The sequence below is a fragment of the Rhizobium sp. G21 genome (assembly GCF_014158035.1).
In the GTDB taxonomy this organism is placed as follows: Bacteria; Pseudomonadota; Alphaproteobacteria; order Rhizobiales; family Rhizobiaceae; genus Rhizobium_E.
Map to the genome: position 1 here is coordinate 3,943,615 of NZ_JACFXW010000001.1, position 16,808 is coordinate 3,960,422.

The following is a 16,808-nucleotide window of genomic DNA, read 5'->3' on the forward strand; positions in this document are numbered from 1 at the left end:
CATGACCAAATATTGCCGCGACATTGCCCTGTCCTTCGAATTCTTCCCGCCCAAGAACGCCGACGCCGCCAGACAGCTGTGGGATACGGTCGACGATCTCAAGAAGTGGCAGCCGGAATTCGTCTCCGTCACCTATGGAGCAGGGGGCACCACGCGTGACACGACGCTCGACACGGTCTCGACCATTCTCGGCGAGCATGGACTGGACGCCGCCTCGCATCTGACCTGCGTCGGATCGAGCCGCGACGAGGTTCGCCAGGTGGTGGCGGATCTCAAGCGGGCCGGCGTCCGCCGCATCGTCGCTCTGCGCGGCGATCCGCAGGGCGGCTTCGGCCAGGCTTACGCGCCGCATCCGGAAGGATACGCCTATGCCTCGGATCTCGTCGCGGGTCTGATCGACATCGGCGGCCTGGACATTTCCGTCTCCGCCTATCCGGAACGGCACCCGGAAAGCGCCGATTGGGCCGCCGAGATCGACAATCTCAAGCGCAAGGCCGACGCGGGCGCCGATCGCGCGTTGACGCAGTTCTTTTTCGACAATGATCTCTATGAGAGTTATGTCGACAAGGCGCTGGCCGCCGGGGTGACGATCCCCATCGTGCCGGGCATTCTGCCGATCCAGAACCTCGCCCAGGTGCAGCGTTTCGCGGGTCTGTGCGGCGCGAGCGTGCCCGATTTCGTCGTGCAGACGCTCGGCCCGGTCGAGGATCACGCAGAGGAACGTTTCCGTCGCGCCGCCGAACTTGCGGCGACCCAGGTGCTGGACCTCATTCGACGCGGCGTCGACCAGTTCCATATCTACACGATGAACCGATCCGCGCTGACCTCCGAGGCCTTGCGTTTGTCCGGCTTCGAGCCGGCCCGGTTTGAAATGCCGGCGCTCACCATCGCCGCCTGATCCCGTCATTCGCTTGCATGAAAAAGGCGCCGGATCCTGGGATCCGGCGCCTCCAAATTCCGTCGAAGCCTTGTGGTTCGGCCTCTCCCGGCGCGTCTTGTCAGATGAACAGCATTACGCCGACGAACAAAAATGCCGCGCCAACCAACACCATATTGAGGGATTGAGTAATTCCCATGCTCGAACCTCCTGCTCGTGTTGACGAAGAGAGTTAAGCGCGTTTTGGCGTCGCTGGAAAGCGGAAATTATGACGCAGTGCGGCGAAATAAGGCGGACAGGCAACAATCCACAGATCCAACTCCATGAAATTCATAGATTTTCACGATTTCACATTTTTTTCACAGAGCTGACTGAAAAATGAAGATGAACCTCTGATTCACCATGCTTTTTAAGGGGTTCAATTGTGGAGCAGGCGGCGGCGCATCAGCAGGGCGAGTCTGCCGTCGAGCACCACCAGACCCGTTGCGATCACCGCCATGCCGGCCCATTCGATGGTTTCCAGGCGCTCGCCCAGAAACACGATGCCCAGCAGAATGGCGCTCGGCGGCACGAGCAGCGTCACCAGCGACGCATTGGTTGCGCCCGCCAGACCGATGATCCTGAAAAACAGGATATAGGCGAAGGCGGTGGAGATGAGCGCCAGCGCCAGCATCGCGGCAAGCGCCCCCGGCGGCGGCAAAGCCAGGCTCCATGGCTGGTCGACGATCAAGGCCACGGGCGCCATGATCAAAGTCGAGGCGGTCAATTGTCCCGCGGCGATCGCGGTGGGATCGACGCCACGAAAACGCTTGCTGAAGATCGCGGCGAAGCCATAGGAGACCGCCGCCAGCAGCGGCAGGGCCAGCGCCCAGAGCGGCGCATCGGCGCCCGCGCCGAGATGCGGTGAAAACAGCAGCACCGCGCCGAGGAGACCGAGGACGACGCCGGCGAATTTCCGTGGCGTCAGCTTTTCGTCTTTGGTCAAACCATGCGCGATCAACACCGTCCAGACCGGCGTCGTGGCGTTGAGGATGGAGGCGAGCCCCGCTCCGATATGCGTCTGGCCGATGAAGATGAAGCTGTGCGGAATGGCGTTGTTGAGCAGGCCGAGCAGCAGGAAAGCGCCGGCGCGGCGGCGAAGCGTGTCGTAGAAGCCGTCGCGTCCACGCAGGTAGACATGCAGCGCCACCGCCGCAATCACGAAGCGCGACAGCGCCAGCGTCAGCGGCGGCACATGCTGAACGGCCACACGCGCGAAAAAGAAGGAGCCGCCCCAAAGCAGCCCCAGCAGGATCAGAAGCGCCCAGGCGAGGGGCGATATGGTGGATTTTGCGTCGGTGGCGGCGTTCACGATGCGTCCTCTCCCGAATTGCCTGCGGGAGAGGTCTAGGCGAGGGCGGACTGATCCGCCACCCGAAAAATCATAGGGCGTTCAGAAGAGCGGGCGTCGCCCAGCCGTCGGCGGGCATGCCCAGGCGCTGCTGTTCCTTCTGGATGGCGACGCGGGTGCCGCCGCCGAGTATGCCGTCGATCTTGCCGACGTCGTGGCCAAGCGCCTGCAGCTTGGTCTGCAACGCCTTCATCGAGTCGGTGTCGAGACCGGGCTCGGGATTGCCCTTCTGGTAGGGCGGCGCGCCGGCCAGCCGCGTGGCGAAATAGGCGGCGGAGGTGGTGTAGATGAACGACTTGTTCCACTCGAGATAGATGGCGAAGTTCGGATAAGTCAGGAAGGCCGGTCCAAACCTCCCCTGCGGCAGCACCAGCGCCGCGTCGAGCTGGCCGAAACCCGTATTGCCGTCGCGGGGCGTGACGCCGAGCGCGAACCAGTCCTGCGCCTTCAGACTTCCGCCGAGACCGCTTTTCTCGAATGGCACATTGTCCGGCAGGGTGACTTCCTGGATCCAGGGCTCGCCCTTGCGGAAGCCCAGGCTCTGGATGAAGCGGGCGGCGGTGAGGATGACGTCGTCGTCGCTCTTCTTGAGGTTTACATGGCCGTCGCCGTCGCCATCCGTGCCATAGGCGATGATGTCCTTGGGCAGCATCTGCACCATGCCGATTTCGCCCGCCCAGGCGCCGGTGTTGGTCTGAGGATCGAGATCGCCGTCGGCGACCATCTTGACGAGAGCGATCAATTGCGGCCGGAAGAGTTCGGGACGGCGGCAGTCATGCGCCAGCGACACCAGCGCGTTGCGGGTGTTGAAATCGCCCTGTACGGCGCCGAAATCCGTCTCCAACGCCCAGAAGGCGGTGATCACCGGGGCCGGCACGCCATAATCGGCTTCGGCCTTGGCGAAGGTTGCGGCATGGTCCTTCATCTTGCGCCGGCCGATATCGAGCCGCGCCTGGCTGACGACGCGTTTGGAGAATTCGAGGAAGGTCTGGCGGAAGACGCCCTGGCCGCGGTCCATCGAAAGAACTTTGTTGTCGATGCGCGCGCCGGCCAGCGCCTCATCGGCGGCGGTCGCCGAAATACCCTGCGCCATGGCTTCGGCCTTCACGCCGTCGAGGAAGGCTGCGAGATCGCCGCCGCAGGCGACGGCGGGCGCCGCCGGCTGAGCGGGTTCGGCCGTCTGGGCCGAAGCGGGAAGGGAGGTCAGCGCGGTTATCGCGCAGAAGAGGGAAGCGGTCAGCGATCGCTGCATGATGAACCTTCCGAAAGAGCAATTTTCGCGAAAGGTTTTTCAGAGAATTATGGCGGATGCAAGCCAAAATCCCAGAGGATAGGAAGGCGTGAAGCGGGACCGGCGGTCGTGGGCTTCACGCCCGAGGTCACATTTCTGCGACGGCCGTCAGCCAGTTGCGCCAGTTCTTTTGGAGCCGGCGAAGACGTTGATGTCGGTGTCGCCCTTGATGCCGGGAATGCGCCCGGTGCTGGTGTATTGCCAGAAAGCCCAACGGCGGTCCGTATAGATGTTGTTGGGGTGATCAGCCACCGCGCGCAGCCAGAAGTGATAATTCTTGAACTCGCCGACGAGAATGTCGCGATGGAAATCGACCGTGGTGTAGATGATCGGACGCTTGCCGTAATGGGCTTCGAGACGGTTGAGGAAGCGCTGCAATTCCTGCACGGCCGTCAGCTTGGACGGGCGATAGCGGCAGTTCTTGGACTCGCCGTTCCATTCCACGTCGAGCACCGGCGGCAGCACCATGGCGGCCTTCGGCACGTTGGCGATGAACCAATCGGCCTGCTGATCGGCGGTCGAGCAGAAGTAGTAGAAGTGATAGGGCGCATGCGGTACGCCGGCGGCCTTGGCGGCGCGCCAGTTGTCATGGAAACGGTTGTCGATATTGTCCTTGCCCTCGGTCGCCTTGATGAAGGCGAACGCGACGCCGGAGCCGCGCACCTGCCGCCAGTCGATGTCGCCGTTCCATTTGGATACGTCGATGCCATGGACAGGGTGGTGATGCGGGGTCTTCGGCCCGAAATCCTGCGGATCCATGTCTTGGAAGCGCGGAGGCACGGAGGCCGTTTCCACGAGGTCGTACTCGACAGACGAGCATGACGCCATCGCTAGCAGCAAGGGCATGACGAAAAGCGCGAAGCGACGCATTTTTCCCCCGATAAGACGCAATACAAAACCCCTGCCGCCTGCCGCTCATCACGTCAACTCAGGGCGTAAGCGCCGATCCTGCGGCATCATCGTAAAGAATCGGTTAGTTTCCAAGCGGAAATTGCATCTTTCGGCTTGCGCGTCGCTTTCGGCGAGGGCAACTGCCCGTGTCAGCCCCGGGAGCGCCGGATGATCGCCCGCCAGGCGTAACCGCGCCGCAGCGACGAAAATTCGAAATCGCCCCCATTCGCCTGCGAATGTTTCTCCATGACCGTCCCGAGATCTGCTCGGGGAGAAACGTGAAAACGCCCCAACCAGGCGAACAGCATCGTGCGGAACGGCGTCGGCAGATCCTCCTGCTGGCCGAAATCGACCACATGCAGCGAGCCGCCGGGCTTCAGCGCCTGAACGCTTTGCTCGATCGTGCGCTCCCAGTCCGGGATCATGGAGAGCGCATAGGAAATCAGGATACGGTCGAAACCCGCCACGCCGAATTCGGCCGGCGTGAAGCGCGCGGCGTCGGCCAGGCGGAGCACAGGCGCCGGCATGCCTTCGATGGTCAGCGTCTTCTCTGCGCTCGCCAGCATTTCCGCCGATATGTCGAGGCCGAATTGGCGAATGCCGGGGTGCAGTCTTGCGGCGAGCGCCAGGTTGCGGCCCGTGCCGCAGCCGACTTCCAACAGGCTCTGCCGGGCGGTCATCGTCAGCCCGCGGATCGTCTCGTCGCGGCCGAGCAGGTAATATTTGCGGGTGAGATCATAGATATGGCGCTGATGGCGGTAGATGTCGTCCATCAGGCCGGAATGATTGCGGGCGGCGAGGGTCTGGTCGGTCATGGCGTCTTCTCGTAGATGTGGAAGCCGCCATAGATGGCGGAGCGATCCCTTCTGCCGAGCGCGACCGACTGTTCTCGGCGATAAAGCCAGGCGGCGTCGATCTCCGGCGCGAGGCGGCCCGCCACGACGCTCTTGTCCGCGGCGGTGCGGAAGATGACGCGCGCGCCGGGCCGGGCGGTGCGGGTGATTTCACGCCAGAGCGTGTCGATCTGCGCGTCGGTCATCCAGTCCTGCGCGTCCAGCAGCACGTAGCGGTCCATGCTTGCGGCCGCCTTGCCCTCGAGAATATGCACGACATTGTCATGGTGCAGCGTGACGCGGTCGAGATTGGCGCGGATCGCCTGATAATTGTCGAGCGCCAGATAGGGCGGCAGCTTTCCCTCGGTCGGCCGAGGGTAGCGACGCGCGAAAGCCTGCCAGGCGAAATAATTGTCCTGGAGCGGAAAATGACAGGCCAGTTTCTCCACCCGTTCGCGCAACACGCCGGCCAGCGTCTTTTCGTCGGTCAGGCTGGCGAGTTCGTCGAACTGGCGCGGCGGAATGCCCAGGCCGAACAGCGAGCTCTTGCGCGCCGTGATCCAACGCACCGCCTTGCGATCGAAGACGGGGGCGATGCGGCGATCGAAGAAATCGCGCTGTTCCTCGAGGTTGCGGGCCTGCATGAGCTCGTTGAGGTCGACGCCGTAGAAGCGCGCGGCGATGTGGCTGGCGCCGATGAAGCGGCCGAGCAGGCCCGTGCGGTAGAAATTGCCGTTGAACACTTCGATGCGGCGCTTGCCGTTCAGGCGGCGGCCTTCCCAGTAGCGACGGCTCTTCGCATCGAGATGCGGAGCGATGAAGCGGTCATAGGCGGCGCTGTTGGCCCGCTCGTTGGCGGCGCCGAAAAAGCGCATTACGTCGGCATGGGCGGGAAGATGGCGGAAGGCGGCGATCTTCAGCCGGTTGAGCGCGATGTGGCTGGCGTTGAGATCGGCGACGTCGATGCTCTCGGGACCCTTGGCGAGATAGGTCAACATGTTGCAGCCGCCGGAAGCGATCGTCAGCAGGCGGTGATGGGGCTCCAGCTCCATCGCGGCGAGGTCGACTTCGGGGTCTTCCCAAATCTGCGGATAGACGAGACCTGAGAAGAGAAGTCCGAAGATGCGCTCCGATATTCCGTCGAGGCTGAGCGCCCGATGCTGAAGCAGAGCGCCCTTCAAGCGCTCGTCAAGGCCGATGCGTCGCTTGTGGATGATGGCGTCGATCATGTGCAATCCCCTCGATCCAACGGATGCGTAGCGAATATTGCAAATGCGCGACGGTTTGATGACGAAGATTGTGGGCGATTGGCCCGAATTGAACCGCCGGACGCGGAATCCGTTTACCGCAAGTTAAGACTTCGCGACTAGCTTCTGATTCATCACCAGGAGCGGCGAACATGATGTTGCGAACGTTTCTGCCGAGGATGTCTCAGCGATATGCTTTCGCTGGCTCGGCAATAGGGGCGTTACTGCCCATAATCGGATTGACGGCGGAAGCCGTGACGAGAGTGAAGGGAGCGCCCGTCGCATCGACGGGATTGACGCCGACCCAGGCTCTCATGCTGACGGCCCCCATCTTGTGCGGGCTGGCCTTTCATCGCATCGGCGCGCTCAAGGAGGCGCTTGAGCGTCGTCTCGAACAGCGTGACCGCGCCGCCCGGCAACTCTTCGAACTCTCGCTTCGCGACCGCTTGACCGGCGCAGCCAATCGGCGCGCCCTCGAACTCGAAATCGAGCGCTTCGTCGAAGCCAAGCGGCATGGCCGCTTCCGCCCGGCGATCCTGCTGATGGATCTCGACAAGTTCAAGCAGGTCAACGACATGCTGGGCCACGACGCCGGCGACGAGTTGCTGCGCGCCTTCGCCGCCCGCCTCGGCGCCGTTCTCGGTCCGCTGGCGCGGCTGTTTCGCCTCGGCGGCGATGAGTTCGTCGTCACCGTAGCAGGCGAGCCGCGCGACAGCGACGTCGAGCGTCTCTGCCGGGTGATCGAGACTGCGGCGGCCGAGCCTTATGATCTCGGCGGCGGCCGCGTGGCCTGCAGCGTGTCGATCGGCGTCTGCTACATCGAAGAGAACGACCAGAATATCGGCGACCTCATGCGCCGCGCCGACAGCGCGCTCTATGTCGCTAAGGACGTGGCCGGCTCGACACATATCTTTCATACGCCGGCTCTCGGCCGGGCGGTCGACGAACAGGCGCGTCTCGAAGAAGAGATCGCCTCGGGCGTGCGCAACGACGAATTCTTCCTCGAATACCAACCGATCATGCATGCCGAACAGCGGCGCGTGAACGCATTCGAAGCCCTGCTGCGCTGGCGGCATCCGCGTCGCGGCGCGCTGCGGCCGGACGCTTTTCTCGATGTGGCGCGGCGTTCCGGGCATATCATGCGCATCGGGCGGATGGTGTTTTCCAAGGCGATCGCCAACGCAGCCGATTGGCCCGAGGAAATCGGCGTGTCGGTGAATGTCAGCGGCGACGAGTTTCGCGATCCCGGTCTCGTGCGGCATGTCCGGCAATGCCTGGACCAGCATCGCGTCGATCCGCGCCGGTTGACGATTGAAGTGAAGGAAGAAGCCTTCCTCGTCGACGAAGACAGTATTCGCCTGGCGCTTCTCGCCCTCAAGGACATGGGCGTGCGTATCGCCCTCGACGATTTCGGCGTGGGTTGCTCGTCGATCAACCACCTGAGACGGTTTCCGCTCGACCAGTTGAAGGTCGATCGCTCCTTCGCACGGGGCCTGGGAGACGGAGGCCAGGACCGCGAACTGGTCGACATCATGGTTCGGCTCGGAAAGGCGTTCAACATCGGCGCGACGATCGAAGGCGTCGAAACACAGACACAATTGGATCTGGCGGTAGGACTGGGCGCGACGTCGCTGCAGGGCTACATGATCTCCCGCCCGATCGCTGCAGATACGGTTCAGTCGCTGTTTGTGGCTGCGGGTCCATCGCCCCTAGGGCCCGCCCACTTCGCAAGCGCCTGAACCGCGCTCGGAAGTTGGGGAAGGCGCGCCCCTTCGCTCTTCCCCAACAACCGATTTCCTGCTCAAGACAGGAAACCTGAACTGCGTTGACTTCATTGGAAAGCAACAGCCCCCAAAGGCTTTCCTTCGAGGTCGACGCAGTTCATTCTATTGTGGAGACTCTCTATGAAACTCATCGCCCGGATCCTGGCCTGGCTGGTCGCTCTCGTCGTCGTCGCCGCCATCGGCGCCGTCGGCTGGCTATACATCAATCCGCCCGAAGAGTTTCGCGTCGCCAACGCCTATTCGGCCAAGATCGTCTGTTCGAGCGTCTTCGTCTCCGGCCGCAAGGCGGAGGAGGTGCTGGCAGACGATGTGCAGGCCCCCGGCCACTGGCTGCTGAAATATGTATCGGTGTCCAAGGGCCAGGACCTCGTGACGGCCAAGCTGTTCGGCTTCATCGCCGCCGAAACGGCGGTTTATCGCCCTGGTCTCGGCTGTGCGTCGGCCCCGAACGGCGATCCCGACGCAGTCCGCGCCGTGGCCTTCAAGAGCCCGCCCGTGATACCGCCCGTTTCCGACTTCGAATGGCCGCTGGGCGATACGGTCAGCCGCAGCGCCGACGCGCGCGCCGAAGCGCTGCTCGCCGATCCCAAGCTGATCGGACCCGGCGCGCGGGCGTTGGTGGTGGTGAAGGACGGCCGCCTCATCGCCGAGGCCTATGCGCCCGGTTTCAATGCGGAGACGCCGCTGCTCGGCTGGTCCATGACCAAGACGGTCGCCGGCGCGCTCGCCGCGCTGCGCATGCAGGACGGCGCGCTCTCCTGGGACAAGGCCAAGCTTTTCCCCGACTGGACCGATGGTCGCGCCGACATTACCGTCGCGCACCTGATGGCGATGACTAGCGGCCTGTCTCTCAATGAGAGCTATGGCGATGTCGACGACGTCACCCGCATGCTGTTTCTCGAGCCCGACCAGGCGAAATTCGTGCGCGACAAGCCGCTCGAAGCCCAGCCGGGTGAAACGTTCGAATACACCACCGGCACGGCGGTGCTGCTGGCGCGGGCGGTGCAGGACACGTTCGCCGATCGTGACGCTGCGCTCGCCTATCCGCGTCAGGCGCTGTTTGCGCCGATCGGCATGCGCTCGGCGATTTTCGAGACGGATGAGACGGGCACGTTCTCCGCCGGTTCGCTGCTTTATGCGACGGCGCGGGACTGGGCGCGCTTCGGTCTGCTGCTCGCCAATGGCGGCGACTGGAACGGCGAACAGATCCTGCCGGTCGACTATATCGAGCGCGTCGGGCGCGCGAGCGCCCTGTCGGGTGGGCGTTATACAGAGGCTCTGGCCTGGAAAAGCGGCGCCGGTCGCGCTACGGTCGAAGAGACTGGCCTTCCCGCCGACGCCTTCTGGGCGCTCGGCCATGACGGCCAATCTATCGCGATGATCCCCTCGGCCAATCTCGTCGTCGTCCGGCTGGGCCTGACGCCCTCTGCGCTCGGCTATGATCCTGCGCCCTTGGTCAAGGCGTTGCTCGCCGCGACCTTGGAGCCTCTGCCGGAACCCGAGCCGGAACCGGCGCAGCCTTGACCATTCTCGTCGAGTGAGCCGAGACCGCACGTCGTCTTGCGCGGTGCGTGCGGTTCGGTGGCCGGACAATGATCGTCAAGCGGCGACGCTCTGTCGAGCATCCCACGATGACGCCGCGATCCGGCGCAAGCTGATTGTGTTGGTGAGGGCGTTGGCGGCGCGATATCGCCAGAGGTGGTTCGAAGCTGCGCCGGTCTGATCGGCGCCAAGCTCCAAATCAATCCGCGTGAATGACTTCCAGAAGCTGCTTCTTCTTGGCCTGGTAATAATAACCGGTGCGATAGAGCCAGTCGGCCTTGGCGACGTCCTTGTCGGCGGTCAGCCAGGCGCCGCGTAGATATTTCACCGCATATTTCAGATTGGTTTCCGCATCGAGCAAGCCGTTCGGCGAGCCTTTGTAGCCCATGCCCTGGGCGGTGCGATAGCGAATCTGCATCAGGCCGAAATTGCCGCGATGCACGGCGCCGGGATTGTAATTGCTTTCGCGCCGCGCGACCTTGTGGACCAGATGCTCGGGCACCTCGTAGAGCGCCGCATATTTGGAAATGAGCTGATTGAGATCGGCGTTCTTGCTCGACGTGATGGAGCTGAAGGCGCTGGCCGACGGCTGGGCTGCGAAAGCCGTGGCGGCCGAGGGATCGGCGCTGGCGACCTGGATGCTGGCCGCGGGCTTCGCGGCAGGCGCCCCGAGGCGCGTGGCGAAGATCGCGGCGACATCGGGCTGACCGAAACTGTCGGCCATGACCGCCGTCTTGCGCGCCTGCTTCGCAGCCGGCTCGGTCGAAGTTTCGACGGTGGACTGCGCCGCCGCCGGAGCGGTCTCGGCGGTCGCGGTCGGCTGCGCTGCAGCGTCCGCGGCGGTCGCCGTTTGCTGGAGAATCGGGGTCGGCACCGAAGTCGGCGGCAGTTCCGCCATTGCCGAAGGATCGACCGAAGCCACTTCCACCGCGTTGAAGGCCTGGGCCGCGTCGGTGATCGGCTTGGGGGAGGGGATGGCGTAGGCCATCGATACGGTCTTGTCGGTGGCGAGATCGACGGGCGAGATCGGAGTCGGCGTCGTGGTCAGCATCGCCGTGCTGGACGTATTGACCGTCTGAAGCTGCGTGGTCATCGCCACCTGCTGCGCCGCCGGCTTCGTCTCCAGTTTCGCCGAGTTGACCTTGGCGGACTGGCAGGACGCCGTCAGTCCCACCGCGCCTGAAATCAGCGCGATCCGTGTGGCATGCGTCACGTATTTTTTCATTAACCCCGTCCGCTTTGTTGAGGTCCGTCCTCCCTTCGGAGGCGGAGAGTCTTCACAAATCGTTACGTCCTGATACTCGATTAAGGAACGCCAGACAAGCCGCCGTTCCCGCCAGTTCAATCCACGCTTGATTGCTGCATCTAGAATAAAATCATCGGTTACATTCTTGTCCGCGCTAATATGCTTAACGGATGATGAAGGATCATGGTTAACGACGGGTTAATTCACGCCGTCGGGCGGACGAGGCATGAATGTCGGCGGGACGAGCGCAAGAGCAGAAGTGCCTGACTCTTCACGGTCTTGTGATGGCCTGAGAACTTCCTGACGCTGGAGCCGAATGACGGCGCATGAGGGAAAAGCGGATCGGCGGCGCAACTGCAGGCGGAGAACGACGCATCAATTCTGCTGAACGCCAGACGGTTAACCGTAAGAAAAACTAAATTAAGAAATTCGGCTATGCGGCGCGAAAACAGGCTTTCGCGCCGCATATTTCGGGTGTCAGACGGCCCGCCAGGGCTGTCCGATATAGTCCATCACCTCCGAGAACCACGGCTGGTCGGTGTCGAAATGCTTACCGCCCTTGATGCGGGAGAACTCGATCGTGCGGAGCTTGCCGTTCTGGTCCTCGTCATGGCCGGTGACGCCGGAGACGCGGTTGAGCGCGCTTTCGACGGCCAGATCCACCATGCTCTGGATCAGCCGGAGGTCGTCGCGATTGGCCGGGGCGGAACGGGCGTAGTAGCCGGACTTCTGCACCATGGCGCGTTCGGCGCCGATCATGTGGCCGATATGTTTGGAGAACCAGTTGCCGACATTGATCGTGTCGATCTTCACATGGCCGAAGGCGTCGCGCTTCACATGCTCGCCGGAGGACTCGCGTTCGGCCACGATCGTATCGAGGCCTGCGCCTTCGGAGACGAAGATGGTCACGAAGCCGGTCTTTTCCATGATCTGCCGCAGGCGGGCGCCTTCCTGCTCGAGGTCGAAGGCGATTTCCGGCAGATACATCCCGTCGATGTTCTTGAGCTGGGTGTTCATCATCAGGCCCTCGACATAGTCGCGGCCCTTGGTGTCCTGAATATAGGCGCGCGCGGTGGCGGCTGTCAGCCAGCCGCAATGGCGGCCCATGACTTCATGCACGACCAGCGTTTTCGGCGCCGCGCTCTGTTCGTTCGACACATGGTCGAAGAAGTGCGCGCCGACTTCCGCCGCCGTCCAGGCGCCGAGCGACTGCCTGATCGGCACCACGTCGTTGTCGACGGTCTTGGGCAAGCCGACCACGGTGAGCTTGTAGCCGTTGGCTTCAAGATAGGCGGCGAGATCGGCCGCCGTGGTGTTGGTGTCGTCGCCGCCGATCGTGTGGAGAATGGTGACGCCGTCGCGGGTCAGCCGTTCGGCGGCCACGCGCAGCGGATTTTCGCCTTCCTTGACCAGACCGCGCTTGACGCAGTCGGCGGCGTTGGTCAGCTTCACGCGGCTGTTCCCGATCGGCGAGCCGCCGTGATAGTGCAGAAGATGCGCCTTTTCGCGCATCTCCTTGGTGATCTGGATGCTGTCGCCGAGAAGCACGCCCTGATAACCCGAACGATAAGCGATCAGCTCCACCTCGGGGGCGACGTCGCTATAACGTTCGATCAGTCCGCCCACGGCGGAAGACAGGCAGGGCGCGAGCCCGCCGGCTGTCAGCATTGCGGCTTTTTGTTTGGCCATGATTGGAATCTCCCATGCGGCGTTAGCCTTTGCAGCCGGCATCGATGGGCCAGCCTGCTTTCTCTGTAAAGTGAAGAGATGATGAAGAACAGGCCGCCCGAGCGCGCACGCGACCGCCCCCGGAACTTAAACGATTCAAAAGCCGCCGAGATGCGAGCGCCCTTGTGGATAAGCGTCCGGTTGTCGCCGTCCTTGCCGGTCACGGAACCTTTCGGTGCATGCCGGCGTTCTCAAGCCGATGACAGATCACAGAGCTTCAAGGAGAAAATCGATGAAGACCTCGCTCAAAATGCTTGTTGCAGCATCCACGTTCGGCCTCGCCGCAGCCTTCACCGGCCCCGCCGCCGCCGACAGCCTCACCATCCGCGTGGCGCCGAATCCACCGGCCCAGCGCGTCATCGTCCGCCCGCCGGTGGTCAAGAAGGTGGTCGTCCGCCAGGCATGCTATACCAAGACCGTGAAGAAGGTCACCAACAACAAGACGGTGATCACCAAGCAGCGCGTCTGCCCGTAAGCATTCGCAGACCGACATTTCGGTCGCCAGAAGCGGTTCCGTTGAACAGACGGGACCGCTTTTGATTCCATCCGCCAGCACGGGCGGGACGAGGCGCGCTGTCGACGGAAAACGCGCGGAAAGATCGTTTCCGATCAATTTGCATTACGGAAATTTCATTCTCGTCATGGCTTGCTTTTGATCCGACAATTGGTCACCCTTTGCTTCAACTCCTCATCAGGCGGCCGGACGCAAACATGTCTTTTTGGGAAAAGCTCTTCAGCGCCGTCGCCGACACCGCGACAAACGCCTTGTCGAGCCTGATCGAGGCGATTCGCACCGTCTTCGAAGGCGACCCGGAAACGCGCCGCAAGGTCGCCTTTTCCGTCGCCGTAATCGCGCTGTCCGCCAAAATGGCCAAGGCAGACGGGATCGTGACGCCAAACGAGATCGAGGCGTTCCAGCAGATTTTCGACTATCCCGACGAAGAGGCGCGCAACGTGGCCCGTCTCTACAATCTCGCCAAGCAGGATGTGGCCGGCTACGAAGCCTATGCCGAAAAGCTGTCAGGGCTCTGCAGCTCCGGACATCCCGATTGCGCGATGCTGGAAAACGTCATGGACGGCCTGTTCCACATCGCCAAAGCAGACGGGGCGGTGCATGAGCGTGAGATGGCCTATCTCGAACATGTGGCCGCGATCTTCGAGATTTCCGAGGAGCGCTTCGCCCAGATTCTCGCCCGGCACGTCTATGTCGAAGGCGCCGACCCCTACAGCGTGCTCGGTGTGTCGCGAAAGGACGATTTCCACACCATCCGGCAGCAATATCGGTTGCTGGTTCGCGAGCATCATCCCGACATGATGATCGCGCGGGGGCTGCCGACGTCGTTCCAGGCGGTGGCGCATGAGCGCATGGCCAAGTATAACGCCGCCTACGCCGCCATCGAGCGCGAGCTTCGCGCGGCCTGACGCCAGCATCCGAGTGCATTGATGACAGAATTTCCTCCCGATTTCGCGCGCGCCGTCGTGGCTGCGTCCCCCAATTTCGGCGATCGCAAGGGCGTTTCCGCTCCCGACATGATCATCCTGCATTACACGGGCATGCCCAGCGCCGAGGCGGCCTTCGACTGGCTGCGGCGCCCGGAAAGCGAAGTGTCCTGCCACTATCTGGTCTGGGAAGACGGGCGCGTCAGCCAGCTGGTGGCCGAAGACAAACGCGCCTGGCATGCCGGCGCGAGCTTCTGGAAGGGTGAAACGGACATCAACTCCCGCTCGATCGGCATCGAGATCGCCAATGCCGGCCATCCGGGGGCTTGCCGGATTTTCAACCCGAGCAGATCGAATCGGTCATCGCGCTCTGTCGCGACATCGTGGCCCGTCACGCAATTCGAGCCGAACATGTGCTCGGACATTCCGATGTCGCGCCCGTCCGCAAGGTCGATCCGGGCGAGAAATTTCCGTGGCAAGCCTTGGCGGAAGCGGGGATCGGCCATCATGTCGAGCCGGCGCTGATATCCGGCGGACGGTTCTTCCAGCGCGGCGACGCGGGCCCGCCGGTCGAAGCGCTGCAGGCGATGCTGGCGCTCTACGGATACAACGCCCCGGTCAGCGGCGATTTCTGCCACCGCACCGAAGGCGTGGTCGAGGCTTTCCAGCGGCATTTCCGCCCCGAGCGCGTCGATGGCGTGGCCGACGCCTCGACGATCGACACGCTGCATCGGCTGCTGCGGGCGTTGCCGGAGACGTGAGCAACTTTCTGTTGTCCGGAGAGTTCACACTGACTAAGAAACACTCTGAATAAACAGTGCGCGGGATCAAAATGGCTATTGTCGGAATCGACCTCGGAACGACCAATTCCCTGATCGGCGTGTTCGAGGACGGCAAGGCCAGATTGATCGAAAACGCCAATGGCGGATTTCTCACCCCGTCGGCCGTCTATGTCGACCAGAATGGCGAGATCGTCGTGGGCGCCGCCGCCAGGGAAATGGCGCTCACCAATCCCGACGCGGCCGTGATGTCGTTCAAGCGCTGGATGGGGACGGACCGGGTGGTGTCGCTCGGCAAGCGAAGCTTTCGCGCCGAGGAACTCTCGTCCTTCATCCTGCGCGCTGGTCGACGACTACAAATCCAAGTATGACGAGGAGATCACCGAGGCGGTGATCTCCTGTCCCGCCTATTTCAACGACGGCCAGCGCAAGGCGACCATCAATGCGGCCAAGCTCGCCGGCCTGAATGTCGAGCGCCTTATCAACGAGCCGACGGCGGCGGTGCTGGCCTATGGCCTGGAGACGCGCGACGACGGCCAGTTCCTCGTCTTCGATCTCGGCGGCGGCACGTTCGACGTGTCGATCATGCACAAATATGACGGCGTCTTCGAGATCCGCGCTTCGGCCGGCGATAATTTCCTCGGCGGCGACGATTTCACCGAAGCGCTTGCGGGCCTTCTGCTGCGAAAGAGCAATGTCGATCGGGCCAGCCTCGGCAGGATCGACCAGGCGCGCATCCTGCGCGCCGCCGATACGCTGAAGATCGATCTGTCGGGCAAAGCGAGCCTCGACTATCGCATCGCGCTGGAACAGGCTGTCCTGGAAGGCGTGATCACACGCGACGAATTCGAAGCCGAGGCGTCCGACCTGATGCGGCGTCTCCGGCATCCGCTCGAACGGGCGCTGCGCGATTCGTCGATTTCCCCGGACGAACTCGACGCCATCGTGCTGGTGGGCGGCGCGACCCGCATGCCGGCGATCCGCCAGATGATCGCCCGCCTGTTCGGCAAGCTGCCTTTCGTGACCATCAATCCCGACGAGGTGGTGGCGATGGGCGCGGTGATCCAGTCGGCGCTGAAAAGCCGCGACGCCGCCGTCGAAGATGTGCTGTTGACCGATGTCTGCCCCTTTACCCTCGGCGTCGCCTCCATGCGCACCCGTCCCGACGGTAAGCGGGAGGAGGTGGTCGCGCCGCTGATCGAGCGCAACGCCACCGTGCCGATCAGCCGTGTCGAGCCCTTCACCACCGTCACCGACAACCAGACCGAAATCGCCTTGCGCATCTATCAGGGCGAAAACATCCGCCCCGAGCACAATGTCCATATCGGCACGCTGAATGTGAAGATCCCGCGCAAGCCCGCCGGCCAGGAAAGCGTCGATGTGCGCTTCACCTACGACATCAACGGCGCGCTCGAAGTCGAGGCGACGGTGCAATCGACAAAGGACGTGTTCAAGACGGTGTTCTCCAACGATTCCGGTCTCGACGAGAAGGAGTTGGCCAAACGCTTCGAACAGCTTTCGAAGATCAAGCTCGCCCCGCGAGACCAGCAGGAAAACCGTGAATTGATCGCGCGGGCCGAACGCATCTATGCCGAGGCGCTCGAACAGGACCGGCAGATCATCGCCGAGGGGCTGATGCAGTTCACCGCCGAGATCGAGGATCAGAGGCTGCGCGACATCGAGGCTGTCAGAGACGAATTCCGCGCTTTCCTCAACCAGTTCGACAAATTCGTCTTCAACCGCGATTGAGGCGGGCCAGC

Annotated in this window: 13 protein-coding genes and 2 pseudogenes; 8 read left to right on the top strand and 7 right to left on the bottom strand. The window is 62.9% G+C overall.

The genetic code is table 11. The features are described 5' to 3' along the window. The first annotated feature begins 1 nt into the window (after nucleotide 1). A complete protein-coding gene (gene metF / locus H2O14_RS19570) occupies nucleotides 2-898 on the top strand; it encodes a methylenetetrahydrofolate reductase [NAD(P)H] (RefSeq protein WP_182828964.1) in 897 nt (298 codons plus the stop codon). A 397-nt stretch (nucleotides 899-1,295) separates the two neighbouring features. Here the strand turns inward: metF and H2O14_RS19575 are convergent, their stop codons facing one another. The 5 genes and pseudogenes from H2O14_RS19575 to H2O14_RS19595 form a co-directional block, all read right to left on the bottom strand. Further along, nucleotides 1,296-2,231, bottom strand: coding sequence for a DMT family transporter (locus tag H2O14_RS19575; protein WP_312858681.1), 936 nt, complete (start codon nucleotides 2,229-2,231; stop codon nucleotides 1,296-1,298). A gap of 67 nt (nucleotides 2,232-2,298) precedes the next feature. Next, nucleotides 2,299-3,519 carry a lytic murein transglycosylase gene (locus H2O14_RS19580; RefSeq protein WP_182828965.1) on the bottom strand — a complete coding sequence of 407 codons (1,221 nt, stop codon included), beginning with the start codon at nucleotides 3,517-3,519 and terminating at the stop codon, nucleotides 2,299-2,301. Between the two features lie 127 nt (nucleotides 3,520-3,646). Further along, a pseudogene (locus tag H2O14_RS19585) lies at nucleotides 3,647-4,428 on the bottom strand (GH25 family lysozyme). A gap of 170 nt (nucleotides 4,429-4,598) precedes the next feature. Beyond that, entirely contained in the window at nucleotides 4,599-5,264 is a 666-nt protein-coding gene (locus H2O14_RS19590) for a class I SAM-dependent methyltransferase (protein WP_182828966.1), read from the bottom strand. Further along, on the bottom strand, nucleotides 5,261-6,511 hold the full coding sequence (locus H2O14_RS19595; RefSeq protein WP_182828967.1) for a DUF3419 family protein: 1,251 nt from the start codon (nucleotides 6,509-6,511) through the stop codon (nucleotides 5,261-5,263). The genes H2O14_RS19590 and H2O14_RS19595 overlap by 4 nt, the downstream gene beginning before the upstream one ends. A gap of 272 nt (nucleotides 6,512-6,783) precedes the next feature. Between H2O14_RS19595 and H2O14_RS19600 the strand changes: the two genes are divergently transcribed. Both H2O14_RS19600 and H2O14_RS19605 read left to right on the top strand, forming a co-directional pair. After that, complete coding sequence (locus H2O14_RS19600; protein ID WP_182828968.1) at nucleotides 6,784-8,268, top strand: EAL domain-containing protein; 1,485 nt, start codon at nucleotides 6,784-6,786, stop codon at nucleotides 8,266-8,268. Between the two features lie 165 nt (nucleotides 8,269-8,433). Then, the gene (locus H2O14_RS19605; RefSeq protein WP_182828969.1) at nucleotides 8,434-9,837 is read left to right on the top strand and encodes a serine hydrolase; all 1,404 of its coding nucleotides are present in this window, start codon (nucleotides 8,434-8,436) and stop codon (nucleotides 9,835-9,837) included. Between the two features lie 217 nt (nucleotides 9,838-10,054). On the opposite strand, the gene H2O14_RS19610 is transcribed toward H2O14_RS19605, so the two are convergent. Together H2O14_RS19610 and H2O14_RS19615 are read right to left on the bottom strand one after the other, a co-directional pair. Then, nucleotides 10,055-11,068 carry a lytic transglycosylase domain-containing protein gene (locus tag H2O14_RS19610; protein WP_312858630.1) on the bottom strand — a complete coding sequence of 338 codons (1,014 nt, stop codon included), beginning with the start codon at nucleotides 11,066-11,068 and terminating at the stop codon, nucleotides 10,055-10,057. A gap of 510 nt (nucleotides 11,069-11,578) precedes the next feature. Next, on the bottom strand, nucleotides 11,579-12,790 hold the full coding sequence (locus tag H2O14_RS19615) for a pyrophosphate--fructose-6-phosphate 1-phosphotransferase (protein ID WP_182828970.1): 1,212 nt from the start codon (nucleotides 12,788-12,790) through the stop codon (nucleotides 11,579-11,581). Nucleotides 12,791-13,061: 271 nt separating this feature from the next. Between H2O14_RS19615 and H2O14_RS19620 the strand changes: the two genes are divergently transcribed. The 5 genes and pseudogenes from H2O14_RS19620 to H2O14_RS19635 all read left to right on the top strand — a co-directional run bounded on the left by H2O14_RS19620 (nucleotide 13,062) and on the right by H2O14_RS19635 (nucleotide 16,797). Next, the gene (locus H2O14_RS19620; RefSeq protein WP_182828971.1) at nucleotides 13,062-13,304 is read left to right on the top strand and encodes a hypothetical protein; all 243 of its coding nucleotides are present in this window, start codon (nucleotides 13,062-13,064) and stop codon (nucleotides 13,302-13,304) included. Between the two features lie 236 nt (nucleotides 13,305-13,540). Continuing rightward, nucleotides 13,541-14,251 carry a J domain-containing protein gene (locus tag H2O14_RS19625; RefSeq protein WP_182828972.1) on the top strand — a complete coding sequence of 237 codons (711 nt, stop codon included), beginning with the start codon at nucleotides 13,541-13,543 and terminating at the stop codon, nucleotides 14,249-14,251. Nucleotides 14,252-14,272: 21 nt separating this feature from the next. Continuing rightward, a pseudogene (locus tag H2O14_RS19630) lies at nucleotides 14,273-15,030 on the top strand (N-acetylmuramoyl-L-alanine amidase). Between the two features lie 71 nt (nucleotides 15,031-15,101). Further along, complete coding sequence (locus H2O14_RS27785) at nucleotides 15,102-15,419, top strand: Hsp70 family protein (RefSeq protein ID WP_246697457.1); 318 nt, start codon at nucleotides 15,102-15,104, stop codon at nucleotides 15,417-15,419. A 19-nt stretch (nucleotides 15,420-15,438) separates the two neighbouring features. Continuing rightward, nucleotides 15,439-16,797 carry an Hsp70 family protein gene (locus H2O14_RS19635; RefSeq protein ID WP_312858631.1) on the top strand — a complete coding sequence of 453 codons (1,359 nt, stop codon included), beginning with the start codon at nucleotides 15,439-15,441 and terminating at the stop codon, nucleotides 16,795-16,797. Nucleotides 16,798-16,808 lie beyond the last annotated feature (11 nt).